At 52.4% G+C, this 12,127-nt stretch carries 9 protein-coding genes; all 9 read left to right on the top strand.

The genetic code is table 11. The features are described 5' to 3' along the window. Window positions 1-331: 331 nt before the first annotated feature. On the top strand, window positions 332-2,053 hold the full coding sequence (locus V6U78_RS10030) for a methyl-accepting chemotaxis protein (RefSeq protein WP_405340041.1): 1,722 nt from the start codon (window positions 332-334) through the stop codon (window positions 2,051-2,053). Between the two features lie 124 nt (window positions 2,054-2,177). Further along, window positions 2,178-4,058 carry a methyl-accepting chemotaxis protein gene (locus tag V6U78_RS10035; protein WP_405340044.1) on the top strand — a complete coding sequence of 627 codons (1,881 nt, stop codon included), beginning with the start codon at window positions 2,178-2,180 and terminating at the stop codon, window positions 4,056-4,058. 77 nt (window positions 4,059-4,135) lie between these two features. Then, entirely contained in the window at window positions 4,136-4,501 is a 366-nt protein-coding gene (locus V6U78_RS10040; protein WP_405340047.1) for a response regulator, read from the top strand. Window positions 4,502-4,537: 36 nt separating this feature from the next. Continuing rightward, window positions 4,538-6,745 carry a chemotaxis protein CheW gene (locus V6U78_RS10045; RefSeq protein WP_405340050.1) on the top strand — a complete coding sequence of 736 codons (2,208 nt, stop codon included), beginning with the start codon at window positions 4,538-4,540 and terminating at the stop codon, window positions 6,743-6,745. A 3-nt stretch (window positions 6,746-6,748) separates the two neighbouring features. Further along, on the top strand, window positions 6,749-7,243 hold the full coding sequence (locus V6U78_RS10050) for a chemotaxis protein CheW (RefSeq protein ID WP_405340053.1): 495 nt from the start codon (window positions 6,749-6,751) through the stop codon (window positions 7,241-7,243). 85 nt (window positions 7,244-7,328) lie between these two features. Then, complete coding sequence (locus tag V6U78_RS10055) at window positions 7,329-9,095, top strand: methyl-accepting chemotaxis protein (protein WP_405340056.1); 1,767 nt, start codon at window positions 7,329-7,331, stop codon at window positions 9,093-9,095. A gap of 27 nt (window positions 9,096-9,122) precedes the next feature. Next, the gene (locus tag V6U78_RS10060; protein ID WP_405340059.1) at window positions 9,123-9,962 is read left to right on the top strand and encodes a CheR family methyltransferase; all 840 of its coding nucleotides are present in this window, start codon (window positions 9,123-9,125) and stop codon (window positions 9,960-9,962) included. After that, window positions 9,949-10,590: a chemoreceptor glutamine deamidase CheD gene (cheD, locus tag V6U78_RS10065; RefSeq protein WP_405340062.1), complete on the top strand. Its 642-nt coding sequence runs from the start codon at window positions 9,949-9,951 to the stop codon at window positions 10,588-10,590. Before V6U78_RS10060 ends, cheD begins: the two co-directional genes overlap by 14 nt. Then, window positions 10,587-11,645, top strand: coding sequence for a protein-glutamate methylesterase/protein-glutamine glutaminase (locus tag V6U78_RS10070; protein WP_405340065.1), 1,059 nt, complete (start codon window positions 10,587-10,589; stop codon window positions 11,643-11,645). Before cheD ends, V6U78_RS10070 begins: the two co-directional genes overlap by 4 nt. Window positions 11,646-12,127: the final 482 nt, after the last annotated feature.

The raw sequence follows: 12,127 nt of genomic DNA on the forward strand, positions 1-12,127 counted from the left end.
GGAGACGAGGCAAGGTGCCGCATCGGAGGACTTGCCTTGCCAGCTGGGCTTAAAAAAGCCAAGCTGGTGTCGATTATACTCTTTTATTGGGAGCTTGTGGATGAGAGAGCCGAAGCAAAGGGATAACACCAGCTGATCGTCGTTTGACATGGCTGCTCAGAAATGTCAGTAGAAACCAAGGCTTGTGAGCAGAGCTAGTGCTAAAGGCTAACTGGGCTGTTGTCATGAAATCGTTATACTGAACCTGAATAGAATCGCCAGGGATGCGTCATTGACTAGAGGTTAAGTCGTTGAGCGTCAATGTATCTTCACCAGATGAAAGATGAATAACATGCTGCTAAGAAACTTGAAGATCAATCACCGTATTTGGATTATCAACCTGCTCGCGGTTATCGGTATGCTGGTCATACTGACGGTCGCGATGAATCGTCAGTATGCCGATATGGAGTCGATGAAGACTCAGGAGCTAAATAATATTCTCGATACAGCAGAGGGTATTATCGCGTCTTACCAGCAACAGGTGCAGCGTGGTCAGCTGTCTCTGAATGAAGCTCAGCGCCGGGCTTCGGCCACGCTAGGCGCAATGATCTTTGGCCCAGAAGATGATTATATTTGGGTGCTTGATCGTCAGGGCATCATGCTGGTGCATCCTAGCGACCGCTTACGTGGGAATCCTTCCTTTGGCATTCAAGATCCAACTGGTGCTTATTTTGTTCGCGCGCTGGCTGATGGCGCGGTGCAGCAGGGTAGCTCTGTGGTGCCTTATCTATGGAACCGTCCCGGCAATGACGACCTGATTCCTAAGCTCTCTGTTGCGCGCCACAACACCCAATGGGATTGGATTTTGATCACGGGTGTTTATATCGATGATCTGGATCAGATGTTCCGTAATAGCCTGATCACCTTGCTGGGTATTGCCTTGGCTGTGTTGGTGGTGATGCTGGTTTTTGCCACCTTGATTGCGCGCTCGATTATCCGTCCGATCAGTCAGACAGCCGAAGCACTGAGAGAAATTAGCTCTGGCGACGGTGATCTGACAGTACGTTTGAACACCGATGGGCGCGATGAAGTCACGGCGATGACCACGCACTTTAATACCTTTGTGCAAAAGATTGAAGATTTGGTGACCGAGATTAAAGAAGCTGTGGGCGCGATCACCCTTGCCTCGCAAGAAATTGCGGTTGGTAATACCGATCTCTCGCAGCGCACAGAAGAGCAGGCTTCCAGTCTTGAAGAAACAGCCTCCAGCCTTGAAGAGTTGACCTCGACGGTGCGCCAAAATGCCGATAATGCCCGTCAGGCCAACCAGCTGTCGCAAGATGCCAGTCAGGTTGCCACTCAAGGGGGTGAGGGCGCGCGCAAGGTGGTGACGATCATGGAGCAGATCAGCGCCAGCTCGGACAAGATTGCGGATATCACCACCATGATTGATAGCATTGCCTTTCAGACCAATATTCTGGCGCTGAATGCCGCTGTTGAGGCTGCACGCGCCGGTGAGCAAGGGCGAGGTTTTGCTGTTGTGGCGGGTGAAGTCCGCGTGTTGGCACAGCGCTCTGCGGCAGCGGCCAAAGAAATCAAAGAGCTGATTACTGATTCGGTCGAAACAGTGCGTCACGGTCGCGATCAGGTCCGCTTAACGGGAGAGACGATCGAGAAGATTGTGGCTTCGGTTCAGCGTGTGACGGATCTTATGGGTGAGATCTCGGCTGCTTCAGATGAGCAAAGTCAAGGGATAGAGCAGGTCAATCAGGCTGTGATCCAGATGGATGATGTGACCCAGCAAAATGCCGCGCTGGTTGAAGAAGCGGCGGCAGCGGCTGAGTCTTTGGAAGAGCAGTCGCAATCCCTGAGTGATGCCGTGGCGATGTTTAAAATCAGCCGTGATGTTAAAACACAGGCCAAGAGCCCGGCACGGCGCACGCCTTCAGCCGCAGCCGCACCCCAGAGAGCTGTGCCTGCTACAGCACCTCGTCCTACAGCGGTCGTGGCGCGTCCCAAGAAAGTCCCGCCTCCTCCAGTCCGTCAAGATCAAGATGAGTGGGAGGAGTTTTAATCGCTTAGTCCCTTGTTTTTATCTGACTTTTGACTAGGGCGCTCATTTTTTTGCTATAGTGCGCTCATTTTATTCGACCTAGGTCGCATGAAGGTCAACCAGTCGATAGCAAACAGGGGACAGTATGACGCGTTTATCTTCTTTAGAAGCAGTGCCGCCTTCTTGGCGTTGGTCTTTGAGTCTGCGCCAGCGCTTAATGCTGGGTTTGCTGCTGCTGTTGCTCTCGACCTCGGGTGGACTAGGGTGGATGGCCACACAAAGGGCCACGAGTGCGTTGATCGATCAAGTCGAGCAAACGCTGCCCCTGATGGCACAGGATGCCGCTCGGTTGGTTTCAAGTCGGATCGAGACTCAGCTCGGGCGTTTAAGCGAGCTGGCCCGTCGTGAAATGCTGATTGAGGCAGGCAGTGCTGGCAAGATGGCCTTTTTGGAGGCCAGCTCGGCGCGCCTGGGTTATCTCGGTATGGGTTGGGTCGATCGTCAGGGTGTCGCACACTATCCCGATGGCACCACCGCCGATCTGGCCCAGCGGGATTACATACAGCGCGCTTTTGCTGGAGAGGCCAATATTTCAGAAGTGCTGATTAGCCGTGTCATTAACCGTCCGGTGATCATGCTGGCTGCGCCGATTGAGCATCAGGGCGAGGTTGTGGCGGTGTTGATTGCTCGGATGGATGCTACCTTGCTCAGTGATATTACCGATGATTTAGGTTTGGGTGAGCAAGGTTCAGCCTTTATGTTGAATCAGCGTGGTGAGCTGATCGCCTCGCCTGATCGCGAGCGGGTGATGGCCCAAGAGCGTCCGATGGAGGCGCTCAGTGCAACGGATGAAGTGAACCGAGAGGCTTATCGTCGCCTGTTGGCAGAAGATCAACTGGTCGTGCAGATGACGGGTCACACTGGGCGTCAATGGGTCGGCGCCGTGCGCTTGCCTGAACGCGGCTGGGTGTTGGCTGTGGTCGCCCAAGAAGAAGAGGTGCTGGCAGGGCTGGTGGCACTGAGATGGACACTTTTGCTCACCACCTTGATCTTTACGTTGGTTGGCGCTGTGTTTGCTTTCTGGCTGAGCCTGGCCATTATCAGGCCAGTGCGGCAAGTGGCGCGCACGCTAGAAGAAATCAGCCAAGGAGATGGTGATTTAACGGTGAGGCTGCCTGTGCAAGGCCGGGATGAGATTACCGAACTCTCACAGCACTTCAATCACTTTGTTGGCAAAATAGAGATGGTTGTGGCGGATGTGAAGGCCTCCGTCTCCACCATCACGATCGCGGCTCAAGAGATTGCGGCAGGCAATGCCGATTTATCAGAGCGCACCGAGGAGCAGGCCTCGAGTTTGGAAGAAACAGCCTCAAGCCTTGAAGAGCTCACAGCAACAGTGAAGCATAACGCTGAGCATGCCGGTCAGGCGAAGCAGTTGGCGATGCAGGCGCATCAGAATGCAGTGAAGGGCGGTGAGCAGTCACAACAGGCGATACAGATGATGGAAGCCATCTCCTCTTCTTCTGCCAAGATTGCCGATATCACCAGCTTGATTGATAGCATTGCCTTTCAAACCAATATTCTGGCCTTAAATGCAGCGGTAGAGGCCGCGCGTGCTGGCGAGCAAGGCCGTGGTTTTGCCGTAGTGGCAGCCGAAGTTCGTGCTTTGGCTCAGCGCTCGGCTGCAGCGACCAAAGATATTAAGCAGTTGATCGATGCCTCGGTTGCGCAGGTAGAGCAAGGACGCGGATTAGTCGATGCGACTGGCGACACCATTGCCGCTACGCTAGGCTCGGTGAAGCAGGTCAGTCAGATTATGTCGGAGATTTCGGCGGCCTCAGTCGAGCAGAGTCAAGGTATAGAGCAGGTGAATCAAGCTGTACTGCAGATGGATAATGTCACGCAGCAAAACGCCGCTTTAGTCGAAGAAGCTGCTGCCGCCGCTGAGTCGCTTGAAGAGCAGGCCGTCGCCTTGCGTGAAGCTGTGGCGAGCTTTACCGTTTCAGCATCGATAGAGCAGAGTTGATCCGTCAGTATTTGCAGTTATCGGTGAGATAGGGGATCATCTTGCCGCAATAAAAAATCATTGGAGATCATTTGGTTATGGCAAAAACGATACTCACAGTTGACGACTCAGCATCCATTCGTCAAATGGTGTCTTTTACTTTAAAGGGCGCAGGCTACACTGTGGTGGAAGCCGTGGATGGTAAACAGGGGTTGGATAAGGCCAAGGCTGGGCGTTTTGATTTGGTACTGACAGATCAGAATATGCCCAACATGGATGGTTTAACGCTGATCAAAAATCTGCGCACTCTGCCAGCTTACAGCCGCACCCCGATTTTGGTGCTGACCACCGAAGCAGGCGATGCGATGAAGCAGCAAGGGCGTGCTGCTGGCGCGACAGGTTGGCTGGTGAAGCCCTTTGATCCACAAAAGCTGATCGATGTTGTTAAAAAAGTGATCGGCTGAGGCTGATTCCACCCCTAAATCAACGAGGTTGAACGGATGAGTGTCGATCTAAGCCAGTTTCACCAAGTCTTCATGGATGAGGCCTATGAACACTTGGCGACGATGGAGCAGCTCTTGCTTGCATTGGATTTGAGTGCGCCAAGCCTGGATGATCTGAATGCGATCTTTCGTGCGGCGCATTCCATTAAAGGGGGCGCAGGAACCTTTGGTTTTACTGATATCGCCGATCTGACTCATGCGCTAGAAACCCTTCTGGATCGTCTGCGCAAGGAAGAGTTGGATCCCACTGAGCAGATGATCGATGCCTTCCTCAGCTGCTGTGATTTACTCGGCTCTTTGCTTGATGCGCATCAACAAGGAACCGAGTTTGAAGCGGCCCCACGTGAAGAGATGAAAGCACGCCTGATCGGTCTGGCCGCAGGAGAAGCCGCTTCAGCGGCTGTAAGCCAAACCACTCCATCCGATCTACCCCAGCAAGTCTGGCAGCTGCGCCTCTCTCCAGAGCAAGATATTTTTACCCAAGGCGCTTCTTGGGACGCTTTAAACGCTGACTTGGCTGCCCTGGGTCAGCTTGAATTGCTTGAACCGCTGAATCAGGGGTGTGCACTCTGGCGTTTAACTACGTCACAAGATCGTGCGGCGATAGAAGAAGTGTTTAGCTATGTGTGTCAGGCGCAGGAGATTCAGATCCTGCCTGAAGTCATCGAAGACGAGAGCTTTGGTTTCTTTGCTCCGCTGGATGATGTCACGGCTGGTGCAGCAGACTCAGCAGAAGAGGGTTTTGGCTTTTTTGTTGATGAGGCGGAACTCCCCGCGCAGCAAAGCGCACAAGAGGATGATCAAGGCTTCGGTTTTTTTGTTGATCAGGCAGAATTGCCCGCACAACAGGCGGTTCAGGAAGAGGCGCAGGGTTTTGGCTTTTTCGTCGATGAGGCGAGTTTGCCCGTATCGTCAGCAGCGGAAACTGAAGTGTCGCCGCCTGCGGCCTTGGCTACCTCGGCCCCAAAGAAAGCCTCTCCAGCCAAGACTGCAGCACCTGCCAAAGCGGCGCCGGCTGAAACCTCGATCCGTGTAGGCGTTGAAAAGGTGGATCAGCTGATCAACCTGGTCGGTGAGCTGGTGATTACTCGCTCAATGCTGGCCCAATCCGCCTCTGCGCTTGATCCCATCGAATATGAAGCCATCCATAATGGCCTCACCAATTTAGAGCGTAATTCGCGTGATCTGCAAGAAGCGGTGATGTCGATCCGTATGCTGCCGATCAACTTTGTTTTTGGGCGCTTTCCTCGCGTGGTCCGCGATCTGGCCCATAAAATGGAGAAGAAGGTCGCGCTGAAGATGATTGGAGAAGAAACCGAGCTGGATAAAGGCTTGATTGAAAAGCTCTCTGATCCCTTGACCCATTTGGTGCGTAATTCGATTGATCATGGTATCGAAACACCTGAAGCCCGCTTGGCGGCGGGTAAGCCTGAGCAGGGGACCATCACCCTCAGTGCCAGCCATCAAGGTGGCAGTATTTTGGTTGAGGTGATCGATGATGGTGCTGGCCTCAATCGCGAAAAGCTACTGCAAAAAGCGCAGGAAAAAGGCATCCCACTGAGCGAAAATCCCACCGATAAAGAAGTCTGGCAACTGATTTTTGCGGCTGGTTTTTCTACAGCCAAGGAAGTCACCGATGTGTCAGGGCGCGGCGTGGGCATGGATGTCGTCATGCGCAATATCACCGAAATGAAAGGCCAGATAGAAATTGATTCCGAGCCAGGTGTTGGGACGCGCCTTGGGCTGCGCTTGCCACTGACTTTGGCGATTCTGGATGGGATGTCGCTGCGAGTTGGTGAAGAGGTCTTTATTCTGCCTCTGACCAGAATCATCGAATCCCTGCAGCCGACATCAAGTCAGCTCAAGAGTGTTTCAGGCAAGGGCCGTGTTGTCCATATTCGTGGTGAGTATTTACCGCTGGTGCCGCTGTATCAAGTCTTTAGCTTGGAATCTCGTGTGACGCGTCCAGAAGAAGGCATCCTGGTGGTGGTTGAAAGTGCTGAAGGCAAACTAGCACTTTTTGTGGATGAACTGATTGCGCAGCAGCAGGTGGTGATCAAAAGCCTAGAGGCCCACTATCGTAAGGTCCAAGGGATCTCGGGGGCCACGATTATGGGTGATGGGCGTGTGGCGTTGATTATCGATATAGAGCAACTCGCACGGATGAACCGTCCGTTGATGCAGGCACAAGCTAGTTTGGGGTGACGTATGAGTGAAGTAATGGAAGAACAGGATTTTATCGCCAGTGGGCAACAAGAGTTTCTCACCTTCACGCTTGGTGAAGAAGAATATGCCATTGATATTCTGAAGGTACAGGAAATTCGTGGTTATGACGGCGTCACGCGTATTGCCAATACACCCGACTATATCAAGGGGGTGATCAATATGCGTGGCGTCATCGTGCCTGTGGTTGATATGCGCTTGAAGTTTCATGTTGGCGAGGCAACTTACAATCAGTTTACCGTGATGATTATCCTGAATCTGGGTGCGCGAGTTGTGGGCATGGTGGTCGATGGCGTCTCTGATGTTGTTGCGCTGAATGCTGAGCAGATTCGGCCAGCGCCTGAGTTTGGTGCTGCGCTGGATACCCAGTACATCAAAGGGCTGGTGAGTATGGAAGAGCGCATGGTCATCGTGGTGGATATTGAACGTCTGATGACCAGCCAAGAAATGGGACTGGTGGATGCCGTGGCCTCGGCCTAAACTCAGCGGCATCTGTTGATCGGTCTTAGCCAGAAAAGTGGGCTGGTTTGGCAGGTATAAGTCTAACTCTAAAAAGGACAGAAGCATGCTTAATAAACTGACTGTCAAAGCACGCCTGATCTTTGTGATCGGTTTCTTGTCTTTGTTGCTGGTCGTGATGGGCCTGATGGGGCTCAGAGGGATGGATCATGCTTCTCAGCGTCTGGCCACCGTCTATGAAGACCGCCTCATACCCAGCCATCAAATCGCTGCTATTGAAGTGATGATGCAGCGTAATATTATTGAACTGCAGCTGGCGGGAATGCATGACCCGCGACTCGATGAGCATGTGCTGCATGATCATCCAATACAGCAGCATACTGATCGTGTGCGCGCCAATATAAGAAGTGCACAAGATATTTGGCAACGCTACCTTCAGACCTACCTGACGCCGGAAGAGACTAGGCTGGCCGCAGAGTTAGAGCGCTTAAATCAGCAGTTTATTGATCAAGGCTTGCTGCCCGCCATAGAGGATTTTGAAGCTGGACGCTATATGGCTGCCAATATGCATATGGTTCGCGTTGTGAACCCTGCATTTACTGAAGCCTATCAGGCTGCAAATGCTTTAATGGATTTACAGCAACGGGTTGCAGAACAAGAGTACCGTGCAGCCATCGCTGAATATCAGGCCACAAGAAATCTCGCCATCATCATGATCGTTGTCGGTATCCTGCTGGCCAGCCTGGTGGGCTGGTTGCTGATTCGTGCTATTGCACGTCCCTTAGAGCGTGCAGTCGTTTATTTTGACCAGATCGCACAGGGTAATCTGAATAATCGCATTCAGATCGATAACGATGATGAAATTGGTCGGGTGCTGAAAGCACTGGATGCGATGCAAACCCGGCTGCGTGAGCTGGTCACAGAGATTAAAGGCTCGGTGGATGCCATCACAACGGCGGCACAAGAAATTGCGACAGGCAATACAGACTTATCTCAGCGTACTGAAGAACAGGCTTCGAGCCTTGAAGAAACCGCTTCCAGCCTTGAAGAGCTGACTTCCACTGTGCGCCAAAATGCCGATAATGCCCGTCAGGCCAATCAGCTGAGCGCCAGTGCCAGTCAGGTGGCAACGGCAGGCGGTGATAAAGTCCGTCTGGCTGTCAGCGAGATGGATGAACTCAAGGCCAGCGCCGAGAAGATGAGCCATATTATCTCCGTGATAGATGGCATTGCCTTTCAGACCAATATTCTGGCGCTGAATGCCGCTGTGGAGGCGGCGCGGGCGGGTGAGCAAGGTCGAGGTTTTGCTGTCGTGGCAGGCGAGGTGCGCTCCTTAGCGCAGCGTTCGGCCAGTGCAGCCAAAGAGATTCAAGAGCTGATTCGTATTGATGGTGAGATCGTTGACCGTGGCAGCCGTTTTGTGAAGGATGCCGGTGAAACGATGGAAGAAATCGTCACTTCGGTACAGCGTGTGACCGATATTATGGGTGAGATCTCAGCGGCTTCAGATGAGCAAAGCCAAGGTATCGAGCAGGTTAATCAGGCGGTGATGCAAATGGATGGCGTGACACAGCAGAATGCCGCTCTGGTTGAAGAAGCCGCTGCAGCAGCTGAATCACTGGAGGAGCAGGCCTCAAGCCTCGCAGCAGCTGTGTCGATCTTCAAAGTGCAGGATGTTCAGCGCAGCGCACCTGCACCAAGAAAACCTGCGGTATTCGCGCCAACCCCAAAGATGCGCTCTGCTGCGCCGTCACGCGCTCAGCGTTCAGCTGCCGCTCCAGCTCAGTCGAGGACAGCCGCCTTGCCCCAAGCCAAAAAAGCCCCCGTACCGGCACCTCAGCGTCATCAGGACGATGAGTGGGAAGAATTCTGAGGTTGTTAGATTAAGAGCGAGAGCGCAGTGACAGAAAAACAACGCGAGTTTGATTTTACAGATAAGGATTTTGATCGGATTCGTATTCTTGCCCATAAGCGAGCCGGTATTTTCTTAAGCCCCCGTAAACGCGATATGGTGTATAGCCGTATTGCACGTCGTTTGCGTAGCTTGGGTTTAACCCGCTTTGAAGAATACCTGCATTATTTAGAGCAGGAAGAGCATGAAGCGCAGGATTTTATTAATGCGCTGACTACGAATCTGACCGCCTTCTTTCGTGAGGCGCATCACTTTGATCTGCTGAGTGAGCAGCTACAGCAGTTGGCAGAGGTGGGGCTTAAGCGCCCGATTCAGATCTGGTCAAGCGCCTGCTCCACAGGTGAAGAGGCCTACTCTTTGGCGATGACAGCAGTTGAAGCCTTTGGCAGCTGGACGCCCCCAGTGAAGATTTTGGCGACTGATGTGGATACGCAAGTGCTGCGTCATGCTCAACAGGGCATCTATGAAGCGGATCGAATCAGTAAGCTCGAGAAAGAGCGCATCAAAACCTTCTTTGTGAAGGGCAAAGGCTCCCGTCTTGGCAAGGTCAAGGTGCGTGAACAGCTCGCCCAGTTGGTGCAATTTAATACGTTGAATCTTCTCGCGCCCCAGTGGCCGCTGAAAGGGCCTTATGATGCGATTTTCTGCCGTAACGTCATGATTTATTTTGATAAGCCAACGCAGTATCAGGTATTACAGCGCTTTCATCCCCTGTTGACTGAGCAGGGTTTGCTCTATGCTGGGCACTCAGAAAGCTTCCAGCATGCGGCTGATTTGTTCAAGCTCAAGGGTAAAACTGTGTTTGCACCAGTGCGTGCAGGACTCTAGTTGGAGCGCGCGTGTGGATGGACAGCCAGAAGCGCATATACTGACGCCGACCACTTATCACGACCCGTATTTTGACCAGCCAGCCGTGAAGCTCCTGCCAGGTCAGTACTATGTCACTGGGCAGGATAAAATGCTGGTGACAGTGTTAGGTAGCTGTGTTGCGGTGTGTTTGCGTGATCCACACTTGAACCTAGGTGGCATGACGCATTTTATGTGTCCACTGGATTTTGGGGCCCCTAAATTGATTGACCAAGGGCTGGTGTATGGTGGTTATGCGCTTGAAATTCTAGTCAATCAGTTGATTAAGCGTGGGGCAGTGCGCGAGCGCTTGCAGGCCAAAGCCTTTGGTGGTGGTGATGTGTTGGCCGCACCAGACAGCCAAATGATCGGGCAGCGCAATGTCGACTTTATGCGCAGTTATTTGGCAGCAGAGCAGATCCCGCTGATCAGTGAAAGTCTGCTTGGTCCCTACCCACAAAAGATCTATTTTTTCCCCGCTACAGGGCGGGTGCTGGTCAAAAAGCTTAAAAGATTGAATAATAATACTATTTTTGAGCGTGAGGCGGCCTATTGTGAGCAATTGCTCCAGGTTCATATTTCAGGGAATATCGAGTTGTTTAGCGAATGAAAAGCAAAAATAAAACGCGTGTCCTTGTCGTCGATGACTCGGCTTTGATTCGCCAGCTACTGACTAAAATTATTAATGATCAACCTGATCTGTGTGTTGTCGATACAGCGCCAGATCCGTTGGTCGCGCGCGAGTTAATTAAGCGCCATAACCCGGATGTATTGACTTTGGATGTTGAGATGCCGCGCATGGATGGCCTGGATTTTCTTGAGCGCTTGATGCGCTTACGCCCGATGCCGGTATTGATGGTGTCATCACTGACTGAGCAGGGCTCTGAGGTCACGCTGCGTGCGCTGGAACTGGGTGCTGTGGATTATATCGCCAAACCGAAGATTGATATTGCCTCAGGTTTGACAGCCTATGCAGAGCAGATCGCTGAAAAAATTCGCATCTGTGCTCAGGCTAAGGTGGGCTCTCAGTACCATAAAGCACCTGCCTCATCACCACGTCCTCAGTTAGGCTACCGTTCAACCGAGCAGCTGATTTTTGTTGGTGCTTCGACAGGCGGTACAGAAGCCATTAAGGAGTTTCTGATCGATTTGCCTGCCGACATGCCGGGTATTCTGATTACTCAGCATATGCCTGAAAACTTTACGCGTACCTTCGCCGAGCGCTTGGATAGCCTCTGCTCTTTGCGCGTTAAAGAAGCAGAGCATCGTGAGCGGGTGCTGCCTGGTCATGTGTATATTGCGCCCGGTAACCAGCATCTGTCTATTCAGCGCAGTGGCGCCAATTATCTGACTTGTTTAAGCGATGCGCCGCTGGTGAACCGGCATCGTCCTGCTGTTGATGTGCTCTTTGCCTCAGCGGCACAGGTGGTCGCGCAAAATGCCATCGGTGTCATTATGACTGGGATGGGGCGGGATGGCGCGCAAGGGCTTTTGCAAATGCATCAGGCGGGTGCCTATACTTTAGCGCAGGATGAGGCCAGTTGTATTGTTTTTGGGATGCCCAAAGAAGCGATTGCAGCGGGTGGTGTTGATCGGGTACTGCCTTTGAATCAGCTTGCCACAGCGGTCATCGAGCGGGTTGGACAAAGAATGAACCGGGTCTAAAAGGAAGGTATGGATATGAAGGTCAATAAGATACTGCTTGGACTCTCGATGGCGCTGCTGGTCCTGCTGATTTGGCTAGGCATGCAGCAGGCGGCGGGTTGGTTGATGGCTCTTCTCGGTCTTTTTGCAGGGGGACTGTTTGGACAGGCCTTGTCTTGCGTTTCTGAAGAGGTCCAAACACAGAGAATACCGGAAAAACAGGTGATCGGTATTTCTGAGGTGGACTTGCAGGAAGACTATCATCAGGTAGGGCAGACGATTTCTGAAGTGGTGAAAGAGTCCTTGCACGATATGGATGCGTTGCAATCTATGCAAAGTGATGCCTTGGCGACTCTTGGTCAGGCTTTTAATGCACTCAAGTCTGATCTTGATCAGCAGCAGAGTCTAGTGCATAGCTTGTTGTATGGCAGCAGTGAAAGTCATCAGTCGGATGCCCAGGCACAGAATTCAGCTCATAAACAGATGAGCAACTTTGCCGAAGA

The organism is Marinospirillum alkalitolerans (assembly GCF_045055655.1).
In the GTDB taxonomy this organism is placed as follows: Bacteria; Pseudomonadota; Gammaproteobacteria; order Pseudomonadales; family Halomonadaceae; genus Marinospirillum; species Marinospirillum alkalitolerans.